The sequence below is a fragment of the Mucilaginibacter flavidus genome, from assembly GCF_024055575.1.
In the GTDB taxonomy this organism is placed as follows: domain Bacteria; phylum Bacteroidota; class Bacteroidia; order Sphingobacteriales; family Sphingobacteriaceae; genus Mucilaginibacter; species Mucilaginibacter flavidus.
In genome coordinates this window covers 20,521-44,446 of sequence record NZ_JAMXOE010000016.1, presented here as the reverse complement: position 1 = coordinate 44,446, position 23,926 = coordinate 20,521, and the positions used below count along the sequence as shown (strand labels likewise).

Below are 23,926 nucleotides of genomic sequence, written 5' to 3'. Positions count from 1 at the left end.
TTCAAACAATACGTCAGTTAAACTTTAGATTATAAAACTCTTTTTTAAGTAAGTTATCCAATGCCGTACTTTTTAGTACGGATATAATATCCGCAGACGAGTTGTTTCTGCCATATGGATTTTCTACCAGCTTTAAACTGTCCCTAAATTCCTGGCTAAATGCTTTATCTATTGCTTTTTTGATTTCGGTGAAAGTGGGTTCGCAGTCTATTACACTCTGGGCTTTTATTCGTCCATGCTGCCTGTCTCCTATATTAATGGTCGCTATTTTAAAAGACGGTGCCTCTATAAGGCCGCTGGATGAATTTCCAATCACCGCATCCATAAATTGCATAGCTGATAAATAACGAAGTTGTCCAAGCGATGTAAAAGCTACCGCCTTATCACTATGCCTTGTTGTATATTCATCTATTAGTTGGTTAATAATCCTTCCATCCGTATCAGCATTGGCCTTTGTAAAGATGATTGCTACGTCTCGTAAATCATCTAAAGCCTCCAGCAGTTTTTTGAATTGAATCTCCGCTGTAGCGTTTTCTAATGTTACCGGATGAAATGTAACCAGGACATTACGTTTACGTAAGCTGAATTCTATACTTTTTTCGAAATCTTCACGAGACAACAAGTCTAACCTGTTAATGTTTTCGATTCCAAGTGCTCCAACATTATATACAAAATCAGGCTGCTCGCCTAACTGGATGATTCGTTTTCTATATTCATCAGTAGACGAAAAATGCAGGTGCGACATTTTAGTAATAGAATGTCTTATAGGTTCATCAATCACACCTTCTGTCGATTCTCCGCCATGGCAGTGAGCTATGGGGATACGAGCCATCGTGGCAGCAATCGCAGCCGAAAAAATCTCAAATCTGTCACCAAGTAACAGCACAATATCAGGTGTTAATATTTGGTAAGCGTCTGCCAAACCGATAACTCCCAAACCTATACTTTTTGAAATACCAACGGGACTATCAGATGAAAGCAAAATTTCTATTTTTTGATTGATAAAAAAACCATCTGCTTCTATTTGTTTATAGGTTAAGCCAAACTCAGGAGACAAATGCATTCCTGTAACCAAAATCTGCAACTCAATAGCCGGATCGTTATGCAGTCCATTAATTGTCCAATAAAGTAGACCGTAGTCAGCCCTTGTCCCAGTTACAACGCAAATTTTCCTTTTATTGGTCATAATGAAATAATCTCGTCATTTTTATAATCCCTGTTCGCCTTCCGCCCAATTATTTTATCCCAATTCATTGGACTAATTCCGGTCCCAGGCCTTTTAACGGTCAAGTTATCTTCAGTAAAGGTCTCACCTCTGGCAATATTCACTTTGGCAACTATGCTTTTCCTTACAAGTTGTATATTCTTTTTTTCAGAATCAGAGGGTGTCTTAGAACCCTCACCCAATGCATTTTCAATATTCCTTATGCACCGCACCATTTCTTTAAGCTCACCAGGTTCCAGGGATGCTAAATGATCAGGCCCATCCATGGTGCGATCCAATGTGAAATGTTTTTCAATAATTGTAGCCCCCAACGCCACCGCTGCGATTGGTACTTCAATACCCATAGTATGATCCGAATAGCCAATTCTTACCCCCAACTGCTCTTTGATCGTTAGCATAGCCATTAAGTTCACATCTCGCATTGGGGTAGGATATTCCGTATTACAATGTAAAACAGTAATATTCTCCTTTTTTCTGCCGACAGATACCAAGGCGTCAACGGCTTCTTTGACCTCCTCGATGGTACACATTCCCGTTGAAACAATTAATTCCGGAAATGCGTGTGCCATTTGTCGCAGGTAAGGTAAATTGGTAACCTCGCCCGAAGGAATTTTACCAATAGTAACGCCTAATGATTTTAGTAATATGATGCTATCTTGATCAAACGGCGTTGATAAAAATTTAATGTTCTTTTTTTCACAATAATTCAGTAATTCATCATGCATCTCCTCGGTTAGTTCCAGTTTTTTGAGCATGGTGTATTGTGATTCATCGCCATCCGGCAGATTTTTTTTTTGGTAGTCAGCTTTTTGCGCAGATTTATTTACTAGTTTATCAGCTTTGAAGGTTTGAAATTTCACATAGTCTGCGCCGGCTTCTTTGGCGGCGTCAATTAATTTAAACGCATTTTCAATAGATCCATTATGATTTACGCCTGCCTCAGCAATTATTAATGTTTTATTCATCTTTTATCGCTTTAATCGGAGAGCCAGCATAAATGCCTGCCTCAACGATGTTTTTAATTACCAAACTACCGGCACCTATTACCACGTTATCAGCTATTTTTACACCATTGGCAATGACTGAACCGCTTCCGATAAAACAATTGTTGCCTACACTCACATTCCCATTTAAAACTACTCCGGTTGAGATATGGTTATTATTGCCTATCTGAACATCGTGCTCAATATTAGCGCCTGTATTAATAATATTATTTTCGCCAATATTCACTTGTGCATTCACTGCACAGAAATGGTGTAAAATTGTTCCTTTTCCAATTTTTGAATAACCCGAAACAGATGCCCTGGATGATATTACAGTAGCTATATTGGCGCCTTTTTGCGTTAAAATATTAAATATCTTTTGCCGCAACACAGCGGATTTTATTTGGCCTATTGTTATTAAAAAATATGTATCAATATTAATCAATTCATCCAAATAAATATCATTACCAATAACAGAACAGTCTAATACTTTATCGTTAAGTTTAAGGCCATTGTCTAAAATACCATTTATTTCAAAGTCGTCACGACTCCTTATTACATCTATGCACGACTTGCAATGCCCACCTCCTCCAATCAATATTAGCTTTTTTTTAAGCATAAAATTGATGTATATTTTCTATAACCGCGGCCACCTCATCATCTGTTATATTTGTTGAACAAGGTAAACTGAGACAAGTAGAATATATATTTCCGGCGATATCAGTTTTGTTGTAATAAATATCTGCATCAAACGCCGGTAATCTATTCATAGGCACCCAAAATGGCCTGGTTTGTATATCTCTAGCAGCTAAATACTCCATCAGCTGTTTCGATTGACCAAATACTGCTGTATACAACCAGCAATTAGAGGTTACATGCTCCGTTGTTTCTTGACCCTTAAACCCGGGAATATCTTTTAATCCCAAATTGTATAGGGACGCAATTTCCTTTTTTCGCTGGATAAACCCCGGAAGTTGCTCCATTTGGGCAACCCCCATAGCTGCAAGAATATTAACCATGCGGTAGTTATAGCCTACTTTGTCATGATAGTACTCTAACGGATCGGCTTTTGCCTGCGTTGTGAGGTGTTTAGCCTCTTTTGCCAGCTTATCATTGTCAGTAAGTATCATGCCACCACCACCAGTGGTAATTATTTTATTGCCATTATAACTAAGGCAACCAAAAAGGCCGAATGAGCCAGCCGGTTTATCTTTATAGGTTGACCCCAGCGACTCTGTCGCATCTTCAATTACAGCAATATGATACTTTGCCGCCAATGGCATAAGTTTTTCCATATTAACCATATTCCCCAATACATGAACGGGAATAATAACAGGAATTCGTTTACCACTTAATTTATGATAACATACTCCGTTATTACATGCACATTCTTCTATTAAAAACTGTTCAAGCAAGTCGACATCTAATTCCCACGTATCTTCGTAAACATCCATTAATAATGGACGCGCCCCCATGTAAGTAATTGCGTTGGCTGGCGCTACGAAGGTAATATTAGGTAATATCACAAGATCCCCGGCTTGTACCCCGGCTAAAATAAGGCTGATGTGCAGTGCCGCAGTGCCATTGGACGTTGCAACGGCTCCGGTAACTCCGCTAAAGCTGGCCGACATCTCTTCCATCCTGTTTACGAAGCTACCCACCGAAGACACCCACGATGTATCGAGGCACTCTTTTACATATTGCCATTCATTGCCGGCAAGATTTGGTACAGATAATGGGATCATATATTATATATATCAGCTTTGTATTGTTTCAGATTCTCAACATTTTTAAACCAGGCTACGGTCTCCGCTAAGCCCTCTTTTAAATCATACTGCTGCTGCCAGCCAGTAAACTGTTTGATCTTTTCGTTTGAACCGTACAGCCTGAAAACCTCTGATTTTTCAGGCCTGATGCGTACCTCGTCAGTTATGATACGGGCCTTCGGATTAATCTGGTTTATTAATTCCTGCGCCAGATCCCCTACCGAGATTTCCGATTGGGTTGCAATATTACAGTCATGTCCAATTAGTTTGTCTGCTTTTGCTATTTCAGTAAAGCCATTTACGGTATCTTTTACAAAAAGTAAATCCCTGGTCGGCGTAAGGTCTCCAAGTTTAATTTCCTCTTTGCCATTTAGTAATTGGGTAATTATTGTCGGGATAACAGCCCTTGCCGATTGGCGCGGCCCGAAAGTGTTAAAAGGCCTCACAATCGTTAGCGGTAGATTAAAACTCCTGTAAAAAGAATCAGCGATACAATCGGCACCAATTTTTGACGCCGAATATGGAGACTGTGGCTGTCTGGGGTGATTTTCATCAATAGGAATATATTGTGCTGTTCCGTACACTTCCGACGTCGAGGTAACCAAAACCCTTTCAATATTTAGGTCTTTGGCGGCCTGCACTATATTCAGCGTTCCTTTAACATTTGTATCAATGTATGAATCAGGCGAATGATAACTAAAAGGAATAGCTATCAGGGCTGCCAAATGAAACACCACTTCTATATCTTTCATAGCAGTTCGTACTCCGTTAGGGTCCCGTATATCGCCTGCAAATATTTCGAGTCTTGAAAGCTTTTCTTTTGCCAGTGTATCGAGCCATCCCCAACTGTTAAAAGAATTATAATAGACAAAGGCCTTTACAATACAACCTTCATCCAACAATCTTTCAACCAGATGGCTCCCAATAAATCCGTCAGCACCGGTTATTAATATTTTTTTACCTGTTAAATTCATAGGTGTAAATTTTACAGTCTCGCGTCAACCAATTCTCTTTTAATAAAAGATTTAGTATCAAAAATAACGGAGTTGCTGTTTTTAGTCAATTTTTTAAAATCAAGCTTATTATACTCGTCATGCGCTACTGCCAGTATAATCGCGTCATACCCGAATCCAATTTCAGATAGCATGTTTATTCCATATTCGTGCCTAACTTCACCGGCATTCGCCCATGGATCGTTTATTTCGACATTCAAACCAAATTGTTTCAGTTCATGGTAAATATCGACTACCTTAGTGTTACGAATATCCGGACAATTTTCTTTAAAGGTTATTCCCAAAATAAGTGCTTTGGCTCCGTCAACCTTGTGTCCTTTTTGTATCAATAACTTTACAACCTTATTGGCTACGAACATACCCATGTTGTCGTTTACTCTTCGGCCCGACAAAATAACCTGAGGGTGATAACCCAGCGACTCGGCCTTATGGGCCAGATAATACGGGTCGACCCCTATACAATGGCCACCTACCAGGCCTGGTTTATATTTTAAAAAATTCCATTTTGTACCTGCGGCATCTAGTACATCGTGTGTGTCGATTCCCATCCTATCAAAAATTAGTGCCAGTTCATTTACAAATGAAATATTTACATCGCGTTGTGCGTTTTCGATTGCTTTCGATGCCTCAGCTACTTTTAAGCTCGGAGCTTTATGGGTACCTGCCTCAATAATTGACCTGTACAAAAAGTCAACCTTCTCTGCAATTTCGGGTGTTGATCCGCTGGTAACCTTTTTTATTTTTGTTAACGTATTAACTTTGTCGCCAGGGTTAATACGTTCAGGAGAATATCCAGCAAAAAAATCAATATTAAATTTCAACCCCGAAACTTTCTCAAGTACCGGCACGCAGTCTTCTTCTGTACACCCCGGGTAAACGGTAGATTCATAAATAACAAGATCTCCCTTTTTAAGTACTGATCCTAACATTTCAGATGCCTTTAGCAAGGGGGTAAGATCGGGCGATTTAAATTTGTTAATAGGCGTAGGTACCGTTACTATAAAGGTATTATAACTGCGAAGTTTTTCTACATCAGAAGAAAAAGTCAAACCCTTCTCACTTTCGTTGTCCGCTATTCTAATTACACTATTCAGCTCTTCAATATTAGCTTCCTTAGTACGATCATTCCCATGGCTTAACTCCTCAACACGCTCCTTGTTAATATCAAACCCAATTACTGGGTATTTTTTTGCAAATTCTACCGCGAGTGGAAGTCCTACATAGCCCAATCCGATTATTGCAATTTTAAATGGTCCTTGATTATCAATCTTCATCTTTTATAGGTTCTGGTAACAAAGAAATTCTTATATAAATATTTAGAAACGGTGACTATTTTTTACGTCTTTTAAAAATTCTTTTTATTAAATCGGGTTTTGTGGTCTCTTCCTGATAATATCCACCGCCATAGCCGTAGCCATAACCGTAACCGTAACCGTAACCGTAACCATAACCATAGCCGGAAGAAGAATAATCTATCGAGTTAAAAACAATGTTTAAATTCAAGAATTTTTTATTCCTATAGAGGTCATCAATTAGCAGTATTTGATTTTTAAAAGTATAATTGTGCCGCGCTATAAACATTGTCGCATTTGCGTAACGACCTAAAATTTGTGCATCGGTTACCAATCCTACGGGTGGAGCATCGATAATTACAAAGTCAAAATCTCTTTTTAAATCTTGAATTAGTGAATCTATTCTACCATTGGTTAATAGTTCAGCTGGATTAGGAGGAATCGGTCCACTAGTTATTATATAGTAGTTACTTTGCTGCGGAACCTCCTTTATAACTTCCGAATAATCATAATGGGTTATTAAATAATTGGATAAACCTTTGTCATTTTCCATTTTAAGTGCTAAATGGAGTTTGGGTTTTCGGAGGTCAAGTTCCAAAATAACAACTTTTTTCCCTGACATTGCCAAGCTGGCTCCAAGGTTAAGGGATACAAACGATTTACCCTCTCCGCTTGTACATGAGGTAAATAATAACACCTTATGTTCCTGCTCTGAACTGATAAATTGAAGATTAGTACGTAATGCCCGTATCTGTTCAGAAACCATCGACCGTGGTTTTTCAACAACGATAAGGGGTATAGATTCATCGGAGTGAGCGATTTCTGCTACTATTGGCGCTTTAGTCAACTTTTCGATATCTGAACGTTTTGTGACCTTATTGTTTAAAATAGCGCTCAGGTAAATTACACTGATTGGAACTAATAAGCTTGCTACGAAAAAAATCAGCATAACCAAAAGCTTAACCGGTTTAACCGGTGATGGAGTGCTCCTTGCATCATCAATGGTTCGGCTATCGGCTATATTAGATGCTAACGACATTTCTTGTTCTTCGCGCTTTTGTAATAGAAAATTAAAAAGTGTATTTTTAATATCCTGTTCCCGCATCACATCCAATAAGCCTCTTTCTTTTGTCGGAACTTGTTTAATAACAGCATCAAATTTGTTATTTTTATTTTCCAATTGCTGCTGTGTGACTGAAAGACCGGATTTGAGATTCTGAACTGATTGACTGATAGCTGATTTAAGTGAGTTAATCTGATCAGTGATTGAGTGAACAATAGGATTGGTTTCGGGAATGGTTTGTAACAGACTCTCCCTTTTTAATTGCATGTCACTTAATTGACTTACTAGCCCTAGAATGGTGGGGTCATCAATTCCCAACATCGAAGGCAACTTCCCTTTGTCATCTCTGGTGGTGTGTATATAGTTTTCCAGATTTTTCAGCACGCTTAACTGGATGTTTACCTTACTTAAGTCAGCATCATTTTGTTGCACACTTTGCATAAACAGTTGCGATTGTGCGCTAATGTCTGTTATGTTATTAGTTGATTTATAATTTTCAACGTTTTTCTCAGCCGACCCCAATTCCTCTGCCAGCTTTCTTAACCGTTCCTGAATAAATGCCAGCGTATTTGAAGTAACCTTATTTTTATCGGCAACAGCTGCATTATTATATTCAAGTACCAGGGTATTAAGTATATCTATGCCCCTTTTTGGAATGGCATCCTGGTAGGTAATAATAAGCACTGTTCCTTCTTTACTTACCGGTGAGATATTTAAACTTTTGCTGTAAACTTGAAAAAAGCTCGGGGTGTCATTAAATTGTACCTCAATTTCTGTGTTGAAATACTTAGGATCAACTTGTTTTGCTGTTAAAAGTATCAGGCCCTCATCAGTTTGGATCGGCATATTTAGCTGAAACTTCTTGCCCTTAACCTCGACCTCTTTATCATTAAGTAATGTTATCTTTATATACTCAGAGTAACTTTTATTGGTTGCTTTTAACAGCTCAGCCTTAAAAGGTATATTCTCATAAAGCGGGACTTTTCGAGCGGTTCCATTTAAATAATACGAGGCTTGTAAGTCTAAATCTTTGACTACCTTTTCCATTAGTGTATATGACTTGAGAATTTGTATCTCATTGTCAATCACTTTATCAGACGAAAACAGATCCAAGCTTTTTAAAATATCATCTCCGCCTGCTTTATTTTTATCTTCTTTTATCAGCAAATCTGTTTCCACCTGGTATACAGGTGTAGATGTTTTTATATATACATAACCTAAGGCAAGAAAGCTTATAAATGATAAAATAAACCATTTCCAATGACGTAAGTATTTATATAAAATCTCTCTTAAATTTACCTGCTGTTCTTCTTCAATAACAGCGTTAAAATCGTTGTCTGTATTCATATATCGAATATATTCTATGTTAAAAGAAAGATTATTTAAGTCGGAGGATAAATAACGCAACCAATGTTAGCGCGCTGATGACAATTGGAAGTATTCTGTAAGTATTATCGCTTTGGGCAATTTTACCATTACCTTGCTCTACATACACCACATCACCCGAGCGTAAGTAATAATAGGGAGATGTAAAAACTTCGCGGGTATTAAGGTTAACCCTGCCAAACTCTTTTTTCCCGTTATTATCCCTGATAACTAAAACATTTTCGCGTTTACCAAAAATAGTAAGGTCGCCTGCCATGCTTATAGCTTCGGGCAGTGTAACTTTTTCATTAGGTATTACATATACAGATGGGTGGTTAACTTCACCCATAACGGAAATTTTGTAATTAAGGAACCTGACATTTACAGTTGGCTCTTTCACGTAAAATTTCAATCTATTTTTGATCGTATCCCTGGCCTCGGAAGTAGTAAGTCCGCCAACTTTAACCAAGCCGATAATCGGAATTTCGACAGATCCCGCAGCATCTACCAAGAGACCGTTCGCTGATGGCTGCGCCAGCGAAGGTGAGGCACCGGAGTTACTAGTTGAAGCGCTATTATCAGTTGCGCTGCTAGCGCCTGAAAGCGGGTTAAAAAAACTACTTGCGGCAGGATTTAACGAGGTGTTATATATGGAAAGCAGATCGCCGGGCTGTATCTTCGGAATGTAAGCTTTTGCTACATCTATAGTGTCCGATTGACCGGGATTTTTTTGAAAATAAATATATTTTTTCTGGTCGGCACACGAAGTAGCGCCAATTATGAATGCCAGAAACAAAAATATTTTCAGGTATTGTTTTCTTCTCATGGTTTATATTTGGATAGATGTATGGTTATTCTTTCAAATAACAATGCGGCGCGAAAGTAGATATTTTTACGGAAACACAAAAATTTTATTCAAAGGACTGGCGCTTTTTAAACTAACAGCTTAATTATTTTCACATTTATAACTAATAAGACAAGTGAATATGAGTGTATTAACGAGTATCCGTTATTTTTATATTAAGTTTTAGTAAATAAACGAAAAAGTCATTAGCCTTGCGCCAATGACTTTTTAGATTAACTATTAACTGACCTTATTATTTAGGTAAAATAATATGGCGATGTAAAAATAAATCTTTCATGCAAGCCCATTTTCCCCCTAACCGGGGGATTTTTAAATTTCATATAATGTTTAACGGTATGCTCAAATAGAATCAGCCAAAAACAGCAGCTAAAGGCATAAGCTTCTTATCTTCTTTTTCTCCTCTTCGGCGCCGACTGTCCTGCGTTTGGCCGGCGCAACTTTGGCTATTAGGAAATACATTGATAACCCGGTTTGGGAATACCGCGTACTTCCAGAAAGCGAAATCACTTAAACTATATTAATTGCGGCTGCATAGGGGTGATAACCGGTTGCGCAGAGGAAGGCCACCACAGTAATGTGGCAGAAGGCAGGTAAAATAATTTAGTAGCATCAACTGTTTCGTCCGTTTACGCGGGGTCCACGCAACGTGGGCCCTGCAGCAGATAAACTGCCTATTTTTTTAAGCCTTAAACAGTCCGTATTTCAGGATACAATAAATAGCGCGCACGCCATCTTTCCAGCCTATTTTTTTACCGTCTTCATAGGTACGGCCATAGTAAGATATACCAACTTCGTAAATACGAATTTTCGGTACGCGGGCAATTTTCTGGGTAACTTCAGGCTCAAAGCCGAAGCGCTGCTCTATTAGTTTTATGGATTGGATGAGTTTGGTATCAAACAGTTTGTAACAGGTTTCCATATCCGTAAGGTTAAGGTTGCTGAACATGTTTGATGCAAAGGTTAACCAGCGGTTGCCAATGGTGTGCCAGAAAAAAAGGATACGGTGAGGGTTACTGCCCATAAAGCGCGAGCCATAAACCACATCGGCAAAGCCGGCACAAACGGGTTTTAGCAGATCGTTGTACTCAGCGGGGTCATATTCCAAATCGGCATCCTGTATAATAAGGTATTCGCCTGTTGCTTTGGATATGCCAGTGTGCAATGCGGCACCCTTGCCTTTATTGTGTTCGTGCTTGTAGTAGCTGATGGACAGGTCGGGATTATTTTGTTGGTAGCTTTGGACTGCTTGTTCGGTATGGTCGGATGAAAAATCGTTTACAATAATTACCTCTTTTTGAATATCCTCAATCAGGTTAACGGCCTTAATTTTATCTAAAATTAAATGTATCGTATTACCTTCGTTGTAAGCCGGGATAATAATTGATAACTTTCCTATCTTCATTCCAATAAATGCGACTGGGTTTAAATCGACTAAAAACTTTTCTTAAAAAACCAAAAGTAATAATAATACTCGCGTTTTTATTGGCTTTGTTTATCGTGTTCTGGTTTTCTTTACCCAAGCCACTATTTAACAGCCCAACGTCGTACGTTATTGATGATGCCGATGGCCAGTTGCTTGGCGCCTCCATCGCTACTGATGGCCAATGGCGCTTCCCGCCAAACGCTAATGTGCCCGAAAAATTTAAGCAATGTATTATTGCCTTTGAGGACAAGCGCTTTATGCACCATCCCGGTTTTGACGCGCTTGCGATGGGTAGAGCTATTAAACAAAACTTCCGTTCGAAAAAAGTAACCAGTGGAGGTAGTACCATTACAATGCAGGTTATTCGGCTGGCCACCAAGCATAAACGCAACATCTGGAACAAAATAAGTGAAATATTTATGGCTGTGCGGCTGGAGGTTGGTTATAGCAAGGGGGAAATACTGTCGCTTTATGCCAGTAATGCTCCTTTTGGCAGCAATGTTATTGGGTTGGATGCAGCGTCGTGGCGGTATTTTGGCCGCAGCCCGGATAAGTTGTCCTGGGGCGAGATGGCGGCAATGGCAGTACTGCCAAATTCGCCGTCGCTGGTGCATCCGGGCAGGAACAGGCAAATTCTTTTGAAAAAAAGAAACCTGCTGCTCGACAAACTTTATCAACAGAAAATAATTGATTCAACCACAGCGGCGCTGGCAAAGTTTGAACCCGTGCCCGACAGACCCGTGCCCTTACCTCAGCTTGCCCCGCACCTGCTGCAGCGTTTTAAAACCGACCATAAGAATAACACCCATGGCGATACCCGGCTTAAAACCAGCATACGCTCAGCCTTGCAACAACAAGTAAATGAAATATTGGAGCGGCACCACCAGGTATTAAAGTCGAACCAGGTAAATAATATAGCTGCGGTGGTGCTTGATGTGGAAACGGGGGCGGCACTGGCCTACGCAGGTAACATAGCACACCCCGAAGACCCCGAGATGGAAAGCGATGTGGATGTGGTTGATGCGCCGCGTAGCCCGGGCAGTACGCTTAAACCTATCCTTTACGCCAATATGCTGCATGATGGGCTACTACTTCCGAACAGCCTGATGCCGGATATCCCTACACAAATTGCCGGCTATCACCCGGAGAATTTCGATTTGGGTTATGACGGGGCTGTGCCGGCATCGAGGGCCTTGTCGCGCTCGCTAAATGTTCCGGCTGTAAAAATGCTACAACAGTTTAAGTACGAGAGGTTTTATGACGCGCTTCATAAAATGCGTATTACTACCCTAAGCAAACCTGCCGATCATTATGGCTTATCGCTTATTCTAGGCGGCGGCGAAAACACGCTTTGGGAACTTACCGGGGCTTACGCCGATATGGCGCGAGTACTAAACCACTACAACAAATACAATGGCAAATACGACCCGGCAGATTACCATAACCCCGTTTATAATATAAGTGAAAAACCGAAGCCTGAATTTGAAAAAACAGGGCTGTTGGATGCGGGTTCTATTTATTATACTTTGCAGGCAATGGAGGAAGTAATGCGGCCCGGCGAAGAAATGCTATGGCAGCAATTCAGCTCGAGCCAGCGGGTTGCCTGGAAAACCGGGACAAGTTTTGGTTTCAGGGATGGCTGGGCGATTGGTATAACGCCGAAATATGTTGTGGGCGTTTGGGTGGGTAATACGGATGGCGAAGGCAGGCCAAACCTTACCGGAATAAACACCGCCGCCCCTGCCCTTTTCGAGATATTCAGGCTGCTGCCTGTTACGCGCGACTGGTTTGAAATGCCGGTTGGCGAAATGGTAAAAATAAAAGTGTGCCACCAAAGCGGCTACCGTGCCGGGCAGTATTGTGATGATACCGACGATATGTGGGTGCCAAAAAGCGGACTCAAAGTACAGGTATGCCCCTATCACCAATTGGTTCATCTTAGCGCTGATGGCAAGTGGCAGGTTACGGGCAATTGTGTACCACCAAATCAAATCGTTAACAAAAACTGGTTTGTGTTGCCGCCATCAATGGAGTATTATTATAAAACTAAAAATTATCAATACCGGGTGCTGCCGCCTTTCCGGCCTGATTGTGTGCAGGGCGAAAGCGCCCAGCCGATGGAAGTTATCTACCCAAAAGACGGCGCTAAAATTTATGTGCCGCTGGAAGCAGATGGCACGCGCGGCAGGGTTATTTTCAATGCAGCGCACAGGGTGGCAGGTGTAAAAATATTCTGGCATTTGGACGATAAGTATATAGGCAAAACGAAAGACTTTCATCAGATAGCGCTAAACCCGCAAGCGGGAAAGCATACGCTAACCTTGGTTGATGGGAATGGTAATACTGTTCACATAGGGTTTGAAATACTGGCTAAGTGATTAGTTCATAGATGATGGTTAATAGTAATGGCCGGAACTGGATGGTTTAAATGTAAATTTTAGCCCGTCATCATTAAAAACTGCTCACTGCCGACTGCAAACTGTCAACTGATTTACTATCTTGCCTCAAAAATACAAACACTACTAAATGCTCGAACAATACGACCTTCATAACCTGATGGTACTTGATATTGAAACTGTGCCACAATACAAAAGTTTCGACGAAGTTCCGGAGCACTTTCAAAAATTGTGGGACCTTAAAACCTTGCACCAGCGCAAGGAAGAAACCGCTGAATCTTTTTACGAACGGGCCGGTATCTGGGCCGAATTCGGCAAGATAATCTGCATATCCATGGGTATATTTACCAATGGCCGCAATGTTGGCTTAAGGGTAAAATCTATCGCATCGCACAATGAAAAAGAGTTACTGGAAAAGTTCGCTGCTTTGCTAAATGGCCAGCCCGCAAGTTTGATACTTTGTGCACATAACGGCAAAGAATTTGATTTCCCCTACATCTGCCGCCGCATGCTGGTAAATGGTGTACGGATACCCAGTCAACTGGAGCTTGCCGGCAAAAAACCATGGGAAATAAACCACCTGGATACTATGGAACTCTGGAAGTTCGGGGATTATAAAAACTACACGTCGCTTAGCCTGCTTACGGCAATCTTCAATATACCTACTCCGAAAGATGACATCGATGGTAGTATGGTCGGTAAAGTTTACTGGGTTGATAACGAACTCGACCGTATCAGCACCTATTGCCAAAAAGATGTAGTGGCAACAGCCCAATTGCTGAGGCGCTACCGCGGCGAGGAATTGATTACTGACGAGTGTATAACCATAGTTGGTACATAATGCTGCAGGTACAAGACCTTTCGGTAAGATTTAAAACTCAAAACGGCTTATTTGAAGCGGTTAAAGGAATATCATTTAAACTGCAGAAGGGTGAAACCATCGGCATAGTCGGCGAATCAGGTTCGGGCAAGTCGGTAACATCACTCGCGTTGATGCGTTTGCTGGATAAAAAACAAGCTGAAATAAGTGGACATATTCTACTGAATAACAATAGTTTATGCAGCATTCCTGAAAGTGAAATGCGCACCATCCGCGGCAACCAAATGGCGATGATTTTCCAGGAACCTATGACGTCGCTTAACCCGGTGTTAACTTGCGGGTACCAAATCACCGAAGCAATTCAATTGCACTTAAAAGTAAGCAAAGCCGCGGCAAAAGAAAGAACCATAGCTCTTTTTAATGAAGTTCAGTTGCCACGACCAGAAGCGATATTTGACAGTTACCCACATCAAATATCCGGCGGACAAAAGCAAAGGGTGATGATAGCCATGGCGTTATCATGCAACCCGGAAATATTAATTGCCGATGAGCCAACTACCGCACTGGATGTTACTGTGCAGAAAACCATTATCGAATTATTGCTAAAGCTGAAGGCTGAGCGTAACATGAGCTTGATATTTATATCGCACGACCTTGGTGTTATCAGCGAAATTGCCGACCGGGTGCTGGTGATGTACAAGGGCGAGGTGGTGGAAGAAGCACCTGTAAAACAACTATTTCAACATCCAAAACATCCATATACAAAAGGTTTGCTGGCCTGCCGGCCGGTGCCTGCCTTAAATTTGAAGAAGCTGCCGGTAATTGCGGATTTCTTAGATACAGAAAACAAAAAAGCCGACAGCATAAAAAAAATAAGGGAAGGCTACGCTTATCAACCGCAGGAAATTGCCGACCGGAAAAGTAAACTATACAGTCAGCAGCCGCTGCTGAAAATAAACAAACTCAGCACATGGTTTCCGCAGGGTGGCGGCATGTTCGTTAGGTCGAAATCGTTTGTTAAAGCTGTTAACGAAGTAAGCTTTGATGTTTATCCGGGCGAAACACTGGGGCTTGTTGGCGAATCCGGTTGCGGCAAAACAACGCTTGGCCGCAGTATTTTGAGGTTGATAGAGCCGACATCCGGTAGTATAGAATTTAGCGGAACCGATTTACGCTCGTTACAGAAAGACGACCTGCGCGATGTCCGGAAGGATATACAAATCATTTTCCAGGACCCCTACTCATCCCTCAACCCACGCCTAACTGTTGGCGACTCATTAATGGAGCCATTGCAAGTCCACCAGTTTTACACGAACGACAGTAAACGCAAAAAGAAGGTACTTGAACTGTTGGAACGCGTAAACCTGCTGCCCGAGCATTTTAACCGTTACCCATACGAATTTTCCGGTGGGCAGCGGCAAAGGATAGTAATTGCCCGTGCACTGGCGTTGCAGCCTAAGTTTATCATTTGCGATGAATCTGTTTCGGCACTGGATGTATCGGTACAGGCGCAGGTGCTTAACTTGATAAGGGAGTTACAACAGGAGTTTAATTTGACTTATATTTTTATCTCGCACGATTTGGCGGTGATTAAACATATTTCGGACAGGATGATGGTGATGAACAAGGGCGAAATTGTGGAAATGGGCGACCCGGATGAGATTTACTATCATCCGAAGGAAGAATATACGAAGAGGTTGATTGCTTCTATTCCAGGAAGGTAAAGTTTGATATGATTATAAAAACCAACCCGTACATCAGCGCACTTTTTCCAATTCTATCGTGTATTGTTTTCGGTTGCACAGAAAAAGCTAATCATAGCAAGCCAATACAACAGCATCAACAGGAAGCAAATTTTAACAAAATCGATTTCATTAGTTTTATCGGGAAACATAGAAATGACACACTTGACTTTTATGAAGAGCTTTTAGCTGACAAGCCTTTTGTAAATGTACTTGAACATAGTAAGTTTTACTTTAACGATGTACTTTCATTTTTAAACGATGGAAAATTTAATACAGGTCAAGTGGCAATATCTATCTGTGCAATGCAAAACCTCGATGTGCACGACTATGTTAAGTTATGCAACACCGTTCTTGATTTGTACAATGCCAGGAAGTTACCAGTCACCATATTAGACCATGCCATCTCGCCTGATTTTTTACAAAAACGGATAATTATTGATAATTATACCAACCCCGAAGTCATAGCACTTATAAACAATACACAAAACAACAAAACTATCAACGACCCAGATCTTCTGAATTGGCTGCCTGATGTGTTATCAGGTAAATCATCAAAAGAGCTAAAAAAGTTTGATGAAGAAAATGCTTCGAATTGATAAAAAGTACCATGCATTTCAATTTCTCACATTCAAAACGTTCCGCAATCGACACTCCGCATTCCGCATTGAAAACAATCGTATCTTTGCAGTGATACATTAATTCTATCTATGTCTAAAAAGAAAAACAGTTCATCTATAAATAAAGTATTCACGCAACTGGTGCTTGATATATTTGAACAAAACGGCAATACGCCATTAAATACAAAGCAAGTTGCAGCAAAACTAAATATCCGCGATTCTGAAGCGAACGAAATTATATTCAATGTCCTGAAGGACGAAACTAAAAAAGGCGTCTTAAAAGAAATCACCCATGGCAAGTTCCAATTACTTGAGCTTAAAACGTTTATTGAAGGTAAAGTTGACCTTACAGCTGATGGTTCGGCATTTATAATTACCGATGATGAGTTTGAAAGTGACATTTTCGTTGCTCCGCGTAAACTGCGCACCGCTTTAAACGGCGACCGTGTTAAGGTTTACGTTTACGCCAAAAGCAAAGGAAAACACAAAGAGGGCGAAGTAATCGAAATACTGCAGCGCGCCAAAATGGAGTTTACTGGTATTGTAAAGCTATCCGAACGTTTCGCGTTCTTCATTCCCGACGACCGCAAAATGATGCACGATATTTTTATCCCGATGAGCGAACTGAACGGCGCCAAAAACGGAATAAAAGCAGTTGCTGAAATTACTGACTGGCCGGTTGATGCTAAGAACCCGATTGGCCGTATTAAACATATTTTAGGTAAACAGGGCGACAATAATACGGAAATGAATGCCATACTCGCAGAGTATGGTTTCCCATTGGCATTCCCTGCCGAGGTTGAGCATGAGTCGGAAGAAATATCAGATGTTATCACACCTGAAGAAATTGCCAAAAGGCGCGATTTCAGAAATGTTACGACTTTTACCATCGACCCATTTGATGCCAAGGATTTTGATGACGCGCTATCATTCAGGGTACTGGAGAACGGTAATTATGAAGTAGGTGTACACATTGCTGATGTATCGCATTATATAATGCCCGACTCAGCTTTGGATAAAGAAGCCCTTGACCGCGCGACATCGGTTTACCTGGTCGACAGGGTTATACCGATGCTCCCGGAACGTTTGTCGAACGGATTGTGTTCATTACGCCCAAAAGAAGACAAGCTTTGCTTTGCCGCGGTGTTTGAAATGGACGAGGATGCGCATGTGATCAACCAATGGTTTGGCAAAACGGTTATCCACTCAAACAGGCGCTTTACGTACGAAGAAGTACAGGAGGTTATTGAAAACAAAACCGGCGATTTTGAACAGGAAATATTAAAGCTGAATGCCTTGGCCTACAAGCTGCGTGAGCGAAAATTTAAAAACGGCGCCATCAGCTTTGAAACTACCGAAGTAAAATTTAAGCTTGATGAAACCGGAAAGCCAACCGGCGTTTATGTTAAAGAACGCAAGGATGCACACAAGCTGATAGAAGACTTTATGCTGCTTGCAAACCGCAAAGTTGCCGAGCACGTAAGCAAAATGGGCAAAGGCAAGCATAAATACACTTTTGTTTACCGCGTACACGACACACCCAAACCAGATGCGTTGGCCAATTTTGCCCAGTTTGCTGCAAAGTTTGGGTATAAGATAAACACCAAGTCGGATAAAGAAACTGCAAAATCCCTTAATTATTTAATGGAAGATGTGGAAGGCAAAAAGGAGCAAAACGTACTTACGCAACTGGCTATCCGCTCAATGGCGAAAGCTATTTATACTACCAAAAGCTCCAGCCACTACGGCCTGGCGTTCGACCATTATACGCACTTTACCTCTCCTATCCGCCGCTACCCGGATGTGATGGTTCACCGGTTGCTGTTTCATTATTTAAATGGCGGGCAATCAGCTAACGAGGAGCATTACGAAAAGCTGTGCCAGCACAGCTCACAGATGGAAAAGAAAGCAGCTGATGCGGAACGTGCTTCAGTTAAATACAAACAGGCCGAATACCTGCGCGACCAGGTGGGCAACGTGTTTAGCGGCGTAATATCAGGCGTTACCGAATGGGGCATGTATGTGGAGATTATCGAGAATAAGTGCGAAGGCATGATACGGCTGCGCGATATATCCGACGACTTTTATACATTAGACGAAAAAAATTATGCTATTATCGGCCAGCGCAAAAAGAAGGTTTACCAGCTTGGCGATGAGGTGCAAATAAGGGTGAAAAATGTTGATTTGACCAAGAAACAGATTGACTTTTCGTTAGTGCAGGATTAAATGCAAATCAAAAAATGGCAGCGGATAAAATAATTAGGCCCGAATGGGTACCACAGGCGTACCATGATATTGACGACGTTGCCGCGAATAAGAAACACATGAAACAATTGAATGAGCTGCAGGAGATTATCAGTGATGCAGTAAAAGAGCTGAATTTCCCGGGATACCCTGCACAATTATATGAGCCTTTAACTTACATCCTCTCCCTCGGCGGCAAACGGATGCGCCCTGCATTGCTGCTGATGGCTTGCGATTTATTTGGCGGCGACGTGGATGCAGCAATCAAACCGGCCCTGGCCATAGAAGTCTTTCACAATTTCACACTGATGCACGATGATATTATGGATAACGCCCCCTTGCGCCGAGGCCATACAACCGTGCACGAGCGCTGGAATAAGAATGCAGCCATCCTTTCGGGCGATGTGATGCTGGTAGAAGGCTACAAGCTGATGATGCAGGTGGAAGACCGCCTGTTGCGCCCAATACTTGATATATTTAACACTACCGCTGTTGGCGTTTGCGAAGGTCAGCAACTGGACATGGAGTTTGAGGAATTGAACCATGTGAATATAGATGAGTATTTGAATATGATACGCCTGAAAACCGCAGTAGTATTGGGTGGTGCGTTAAAGATTGGTGCATTGATTGGTGGTGCTGATGCAAAAGATGCCGAACTGTTGAGCCACTTTGGCGAGAACGTTGGTCTTGCCTTCCAGTTACAGGATGACATCCTGGATGTTTACGGCGATCCTGAGAAATTCGGCAAACAAGTTGGCGGTGACATTATCTCGAACAAAAAAACTTACCTACAGATAAAAGCACTCGAACTGGCAAACGCGCCACAAGTTGCCGAACTGGATAGATGGACCGCCTTAAAGCAATTCGACGCGGCGGAAAAAGTTGAAGCAGTAACGGCTATTTACAACGCATTAAACATAAGGCAATATGCCGAAGATGTAATGCAGCAGTATGCCGACAAAGCTTTCGAAGCGCTTGATGCCATTAATTTGCCCGAAGAACATAAACAATACCTGCGTAATTTTGCGGATGGGTTGCTGGTGAGGGAGAATTGAATTACAAGGCGGCAATATTTTATAAGTATATAGGAAACTTAACGCGTTCTATTACGTCTATCAAAAGATATTAAGAATATCCCCGCCACAATCATAGCGAAACATACGCCAGAGTATAAACTAGTATGGCCATTCGTCATAAGGCTGTCGCTATACGCCACCAATATTCCGAGAAGCCAAAGGCATGCAAACGAAATTAATAAAACGCCTAAAGTCCTTTTCATAACATTCACTTTTGGACTAAGATATCAAAAAAAAATCATGTGGCTTCAAAGAGATTTGGACATATTTGATGTGTAAATAAAGTTCTATCGTTTTAGGTCGCAGGTTTATTTTTCATCAACACCAAAATTATTTAACATGGTTTATTACATTTAAACCAAATTAACATTTTACCGCATGCGTAAATTATTTTTCATAATTATTTTACTAATTACCTGTAAAACATACGCCCAGGAACTCACCTCCGGCGGCAAGCTAAAACCCGAACAAGCCATAATGGATGTAAGGCATTACACCATTGCATTAAATGTTGATGTAAAGCAAAAAACAATAGACGGCTATACTACCATTGATGTGATAATGGCGCAGCCAACGCATGTGTTGTTATTCGACCTTTTGGATTCATTAAAAGTAGCGCAGGTATTGGTGAACAATAAAACGGCCCCATTTGAATATAAAAACAACCTCATCAGGATTAGTCTTGCCAATGAACTGCCGGCCGGTAAAGCCAGCGTAAAAGTAATTTACGGCGGCAAACCGCATGTTGCCAAAAGACCACCATGGGATGACGGTTTTATTTGGACACGCGACTCAACCGGTCACCCCTGGATGGCCATTACTGCCGAAGGCACCGGCGGCAAGTTGTATTTTCCCTGTAAAGACCATCCATCTGACGAACCAAATGAAGGTGTTGATATGATGATAACAGTACCAAAGGATTTGGTTGTTGCTGGCCCGGGATTACTACAAAGTGTAAAAAAACATGGTGAAACTGCCACGTTTCACTGGAAAACAAACTACAGTATCAATAACTACAGCATATTATTCAATGCTGGCGATTATACGGTTGCCACCCGCCCATATACTACTTGCGACGGGCATAATGTACCCATCCAGTTTTATCTGCTGAATGAACATAAAGATAAGGCGCCTCACTTCCTGGACATGTTTGTTAAAACTATTCACGAGCAGGAAAAATATTTCGGCGAATACCCCTGGGCAAAAGAGAAAATAGGAATGGTAGAAACACCGCACCTGGGCATGGAGCACCAGAGCATGGTAGCATATGGCAATAAGTTCCGTTATACGAAGGTGGGAGGCGATGATTACGACGATCTTATGCACCACGAATTCGGGCATGAATGGTGGGGCAATAAAGTAACCGCAAAAGACTGGGCCGACTATTGGATACACGAAGGGATATGTACTTTTGGCGATGCGCTGTATGTGCTTGAATTTGAGGGCAAACCAGCTTATATCAGACACTTTCAGCGTATGGCACCTGGTTTTGGCAATAAAATCCCTATCGTAATGGGAAAGGATATTGATGAGGAGGCAGCCTATAACGGCGATATTTATGGCAAGGGTGCATTCTTCATGCATACTATCTGTTATGTGATGGGCGATAGTGCTTTCTTCCCGGCGCTTAAAAAGTTTGTGACCTCGCCAAAATACACTTATGATAATTTAGTTGTTACAGATGATGTGGAGCAGTTTTTCAGCAAGGAATCGGGTAAAGATTTAAAGCCGTTGTTTGATTTGTACTTGCGTACGGTTAACAAGCTGGATGTGAGCATTAAAACGCAGCGCGGCGGAAAGTATTTAATACAAATACAAAATATCTCTATCCCATTACCGATTGATGTAACTACCGATGCCGGTACAAAACGCATGATTGTTGACGCAAAGGGCATACATGTGGATAGCAAAACCATGCCGGTTGTTGATGCGGATGGTTTTTATTTGAAGAAAGTAACTATGGAATAAATTACCAGCGTATGGAGCACGAAATAATGGGGCACACCAAAAAGGCGTTAAAAATTGCCGGCAACAAAGAAAAAGGCTTCGGCGAGAAGTTTAAAGAAATACTTATTGAAGTTGTTATCATAATTTTTGCCGTATCGTTTGCTGCTTTTATTGAGCGGACACGGGAACAATATAAAGAACGCGGTGAGGCTAAAGAGTTTTTAATAGGTCTCAGCACCGATCTTAAAAACGAACTGGCCCAGGTAAAGCGCGCTAAAGCCGAACTTGATAATATGGTAAAAGCCTATACCCGGATGCAGCATTATAAGACTAAAGATATCGATAGCATAGAAAAAAACAATATTAGGGAAAGTCTTTTCATCCCTAAATTAAACACCCGCCCCTTGAACGGAAGCTATGAGGGGTTTAAATCGAGCGGTAAAATACAAACCATTGGTAATGATTCGTTACGGAATGATATTTTAAAACTCTACCAGGAAGATATTCCTTTTATCGACTTTTCCGAAAGCGCATTCAACACCAACCAGGCACGTTTAGAAGACGTGTTACTTTCGGCATCTGAAACGCCGGATTTTAAAGAGACCGATGTATTGCGAAAAATCGTGTCGCCACATGGCAAAATGGTGGTTATGTTTTCTCTTAGCTATGCAACTGCGGTAATAGCCGGCTACGATGGAATGATTAAACAAGGACAAAAAATACAAAAGGAGATTAAAAAGGAATATGGGGAGTAAGGGCTTTTGAACTTAGTTCCGGAACGGCTTATAAAAAGCTTTTGTGCCCAACGCAAGCATGGCCTTATCGCCGCTTGAATCACCATAACAATAAATTTCACCATACTTCGAAAGGTCGAATTTGGCTTTTATCCGCACTGCCTTTTCGTCGCCATTATTGTTAATGCCTTCAATATAGCCCGTTAATAAATTACCTTTTGTTTGGAGTTTGGTAGCTATCAAACCAAGGCCGTTTGCATCAGCCCATTTTTTTATCCAATTTTCCGGCGACGCTGATACCACTACCGTTTCAAAACCTTCTGCTTTCAACTTCTTGATTTCGTCAACAGCAGCCGGGCGGATGATAGCGGGCAAAATGTCGTCAATAAAGCTGTCACAACCTTGTTGAAATGATTTGAAATCCATCCCCTTAAAAAAGTATTTTAACATACATTCCTTAGCTGCTTGGTTTGATATCAGCTTCAGCTTAAGCCCCGCAAGCACCGGCGAGTTCAATAAAAAGCCCGTATAATAGCTTGGCTTTCCCTTTTGATGCTTTATAACCTCAAGCAGGGTATCCTTGGTTGTGATGGTACCATCGAAATCAAAAAAAGCTATCTTTTTCACAGCTTCATCTTTTTAAATTGAAACTCGGGTATATTTTTGATGATGAGCATAATATACCGCCAAAACCATTTTACGTAGATGGTATTTTTCTTTTTGGTAAAACCGTTGTAAACAATATCCGCAACTTCTTCTGGCGTTGATGTAAGCGGTTTGGGCAAGGGCATATTTTCGGTCATGCGGGTATAAACAAAGCCCGGCTTAACCGTCATCACATGTACATTGTCCTTAAAACATTTATTACGCAACCCGGCAAGGTAAGCGGTGAAAGCAGCCTTCGAGCTGCCATAAATTAGTTTACTGGCCCTGCCCCTGTCGCCGGCTACTGAGCTTATACCGATAATCGCTCCTTTTTGCTGCGCAATGTAGTATTTAGCAGCAATGTTAAGAATGGATACAGCACCCGTATAATTGGTATTGATCATTGTTTCGGCCAGCGACCAATCGTTAAAAGCATCTTCTTCCTCGAACATGGTACCGAAGATGGTGATGGTAACATCCGGTTTCAAAGCATCAAAAAAAGCTGCGTGGCTGTTGTATTTGAGTGCATCGAAGGCATAAGTGCTACAAGCCACCTTATAACGTATTTCAATATCAGACTTTAGCGGCCCAAGCAGTTCCGGTTTGCGGGCAGCCAGTTGTATATTATAGCCTGCGGCGGCAAACTTTTTTGCTATCGCCATGCCAATATCTGAAGTTGCACCCAGTACAAGTACGGTTTCCATGTA

Annotated in this window: 19 protein-coding genes; 8 read left to right on the top strand and 11 right to left on the bottom strand. The window is 41.3% G+C overall.

Going from position 1 to position 23,926, the window contains the following annotated elements; translation table 11 throughout:
• Positions 1-13 precede the first annotated feature (13 nt).
• The 9 genes from neuC to NAF19_RS20615 form a co-directional block, all read right to left on the bottom strand.
• The gene (gene neuC / locus NAF19_RS20655) at positions 14-1,186 is read right to left on the bottom strand and encodes a UDP-N-acetylglucosamine 2-epimerase (protein WP_252792237.1); all 1,173 of its coding nucleotides are present in this window, start codon (positions 1,184-1,186) and stop codon (positions 14-16) included.
• Complete coding sequence (gene neuB, locus NAF19_RS20650; protein ID WP_252792236.1) at positions 1,183-2,190, bottom strand: N-acetylneuraminate synthase; 1,008 nt, start codon at positions 2,188-2,190, stop codon at positions 1,183-1,185. Before neuB ends, neuC begins: the two co-directional genes overlap by 4 nt.
• Positions 2,183-2,827 (bottom strand): acetyltransferase, encoded by a 645-nt coding sequence (locus NAF19_RS20645; RefSeq protein ID WP_252792235.1) that lies wholly within the window; start codon positions 2,825-2,827, stop codon positions 2,183-2,185. Before NAF19_RS20645 ends, neuB begins: the two co-directional genes overlap by 8 nt.
• Positions 2,820-3,953, bottom strand: coding sequence for a LegC family aminotransferase (locus tag NAF19_RS20640; protein ID WP_252792234.1), 1,134 nt, complete (start codon positions 3,951-3,953; stop codon positions 2,820-2,822). Before NAF19_RS20640 ends, NAF19_RS20645 begins: the two co-directional genes overlap by 8 nt.
• A complete protein-coding gene (locus NAF19_RS20635) occupies positions 3,950-4,948 on the bottom strand; it encodes an NAD-dependent 4,6-dehydratase LegB (protein ID WP_252792233.1) in 999 nt (332 codons plus the stop codon). The genes NAF19_RS20640 and NAF19_RS20635 overlap by 4 nt, the downstream gene beginning before the upstream one ends.
• 11 nt (positions 4,949-4,959) lie before the next feature.
• Complete coding sequence (locus NAF19_RS20630; RefSeq protein WP_252792232.1) at positions 4,960-6,261, bottom strand: nucleotide sugar dehydrogenase; 1,302 nt, start codon at positions 6,259-6,261, stop codon at positions 4,960-4,962.
• A gap of 55 nt (positions 6,262-6,316) precedes the next feature.
• The gene (locus tag NAF19_RS20625) at positions 6,317-8,689 is read right to left on the bottom strand and encodes a GumC family protein (protein ID WP_252792231.1); all 2,373 of its coding nucleotides are present in this window, start codon (positions 8,687-8,689) and stop codon (positions 6,317-6,319) included.
• 31 nt (positions 8,690-8,720) lie between these two features.
• Positions 8,721-9,533 carry a polysaccharide biosynthesis/export family protein gene (locus tag NAF19_RS20620; RefSeq protein ID WP_252792230.1) on the bottom strand — a complete coding sequence of 271 codons (813 nt, stop codon included), beginning with the start codon at positions 9,531-9,533 and terminating at the stop codon, positions 8,721-8,723.
• Positions 9,534-10,251: 718 nt separating this feature from the next.
• Positions 10,252-10,974, bottom strand: a complete 723-nt coding sequence (locus NAF19_RS20615; RefSeq protein WP_252792229.1) for a glycosyltransferase family 2 protein — start codon at positions 10,972-10,974, stop codon at positions 10,252-10,254.
• A 95-nt stretch (positions 10,975-11,069) separates the two neighbouring features.
• Here NAF19_RS20615 and pbpC point away from each other — a divergent pair, with 95 nt between their 5' ends.
• The 8 genes from pbpC to NAF19_RS20575 all read left to right on the top strand — a co-directional run bounded on the left by pbpC (position 11,070) and on the right by NAF19_RS20575 (position 22,595).
• A complete protein-coding gene (pbpC, locus tag NAF19_RS20610; RefSeq protein ID WP_252792228.1) occupies positions 11,070-13,373 on the top strand; it encodes a penicillin-binding protein 1C in 2,304 nt (767 codons plus the stop codon).
• Between the two features lie 148 nt (positions 13,374-13,521).
• Positions 13,522-14,232 (top strand): 3'-5' exonuclease, encoded by a 711-nt coding sequence (locus NAF19_RS20605; RefSeq protein ID WP_252792227.1) that lies wholly within the window; start codon positions 13,522-13,524, stop codon positions 14,230-14,232.
• Complete coding sequence (locus tag NAF19_RS20600) at positions 14,232-15,935, top strand: ABC transporter ATP-binding protein (RefSeq protein ID WP_252792226.1); 1,704 nt, start codon at positions 14,232-14,234, stop codon at positions 15,933-15,935. The genes NAF19_RS20605 and NAF19_RS20600 overlap by 1 nt, the downstream gene beginning before the upstream one ends.
• An 8-nt stretch (positions 15,936-15,943) precedes the next feature.
• Positions 15,944-16,552, top strand: coding sequence for a hypothetical protein (locus NAF19_RS20595; protein WP_252792225.1), 609 nt, complete (start codon positions 15,944-15,946; stop codon positions 16,550-16,552).
• Positions 16,553-16,663: 111 nt separating this feature from the next.
• A complete protein-coding gene (gene rnr, locus NAF19_RS20590) occupies positions 16,664-18,799 on the top strand; it encodes a ribonuclease R (protein WP_252792224.1) in 2,136 nt (711 codons plus the stop codon).
• 14 nt (positions 18,800-18,813) lie between these two features.
• Positions 18,814-19,872 (top strand): polyprenyl synthetase family protein, encoded by a 1,059-nt coding sequence (locus NAF19_RS20585; protein ID WP_370362898.1) that lies wholly within the window; start codon positions 18,814-18,816, stop codon positions 19,870-19,872.
• A gap of 399 nt (positions 19,873-20,271) precedes the next feature.
• Positions 20,272-21,861 carry a M1 family metallopeptidase gene (locus tag NAF19_RS20580; protein ID WP_252792223.1) on the top strand — a complete coding sequence of 530 codons (1,590 nt, stop codon included), beginning with the start codon at positions 20,272-20,274 and terminating at the stop codon, positions 21,859-21,861.
• A gap of 11 nt (positions 21,862-21,872) precedes the next feature.
• The gene (locus tag NAF19_RS20575; protein ID WP_252792222.1) at positions 21,873-22,595 is read left to right on the top strand and encodes a DUF6090 family protein; all 723 of its coding nucleotides are present in this window, start codon (positions 21,873-21,875) and stop codon (positions 22,593-22,595) included.
• A 12-nt stretch (positions 22,596-22,607) separates the two neighbouring features.
• Here NAF19_RS20575 and NAF19_RS20570 read toward each other — a convergent pair whose 3' ends face one another.
• Both NAF19_RS20570 and NAF19_RS20565 read right to left on the bottom strand, forming a co-directional pair.
• Entirely contained in the window at positions 22,608-23,201 is a 594-nt protein-coding gene (locus NAF19_RS20570) for an HAD family hydrolase (protein ID WP_252792221.1), read from the bottom strand.
• A complete protein-coding gene (locus tag NAF19_RS20565) occupies positions 23,198-23,923 on the bottom strand; it encodes an SDR family oxidoreductase (protein ID WP_252792220.1) in 726 nt (241 codons plus the stop codon). The genes NAF19_RS20570 and NAF19_RS20565 overlap by 4 nt, the downstream gene beginning before the upstream one ends.
• Between the last annotated feature and the right edge of the window lie 3 nt (positions 23,924-23,926).

Coding starts and splice junctions, on each gene's coding strand:
- NAF19_RS20630 (WP_252792232.1), bottom strand. CDS start 6,261: ATGAAGATTGATAATCAAGGACCATTTAAAATTGCAATAATCGGATTG.
- NAF19_RS20580 (WP_252792223.1), top strand. CDS start 20,272: ATGCGTAAATTATTTTTCATAATTATTTTACTAATTACCTGTAAAACA.
- NAF19_RS20575 (WP_252792222.1), top strand. CDS start 21,873: ATGGAGCACGAAATAATGGGGCACACCAAAAAGGCGTTAAAAATTGCC.
- NAF19_RS20620 (WP_252792230.1), bottom strand. CDS start 9,533: ATGAGAAGAAAACAATACCTGAAAATATTTTTGTTTCTGGCATTCATA.
- NAF19_RS20595 (WP_252792225.1), top strand. CDS start 15,944: ATGATTATAAAAACCAACCCGTACATCAGCGCACTTTTTCCAATTCTA.
- NAF19_RS20615 (WP_252792229.1), bottom strand. CDS start 10,974: ATGAAGATAGGAAAGTTATCAATTATTATCCCGGCTTACAACGAAGGT.
- NAF19_RS20640 (WP_252792234.1), bottom strand. CDS start 3,953: ATGATCCCATTATCTGTACCAAATCTTGCCGGCAATGAATGGCAATAT.
- rnr (WP_252792224.1), top strand. CDS start 16,664: ATGTCTAAAAAGAAAAACAGTTCATCTATAAATAAAGTATTCACGCAA.
- NAF19_RS20600 (WP_252792226.1), top strand. CDS start 14,232: ATGCTGCAGGTACAAGACCTTTCGGTAAGATTTAAAACTCAAAACGGC.
- neuB (WP_252792236.1), bottom strand. CDS start 2,190: ATGAATAAAACATTAATAATTGCTGAGGCAGGCGTAAATCATAATGGA.
- NAF19_RS20605 (WP_252792227.1), top strand. CDS start 13,522: ATGCTCGAACAATACGACCTTCATAACCTGATGGTACTTGATATTGAA.
- NAF19_RS20645 (WP_252792235.1), bottom strand. CDS start 2,827: ATGCTTAAAAAAAAGCTAATATTGATTGGAGGAGGTGGGCATTGCAAG.
- NAF19_RS20585 (WP_370362898.1), top strand. CDS start 18,814: ATGGCAGCGGATAAAATAATTAGGCCCGAATGGGTACCACAGGCGTAC.
- NAF19_RS20625 (WP_252792231.1), bottom strand. CDS start 8,689: ATGAATACAGACAACGATTTTAACGCTGTTATTGAAGAAGAACAGCAG.
- NAF19_RS20635 (WP_252792233.1), bottom strand. CDS start 4,948: ATGAATTTAACAGGTAAAAAAATATTAATAACCGGTGCTGACGGATTT.
- neuC (WP_252792237.1), bottom strand. CDS start 1,186: ATGACCAATAAAAGGAAAATTTGCGTTGTAACTGGGACAAGGGCTGAC.
- NAF19_RS20565 (WP_252792220.1), bottom strand. CDS start 23,923: ATGGAAACCGTACTTGTACTGGGTGCAACTTCAGATATTGGCATGGCG.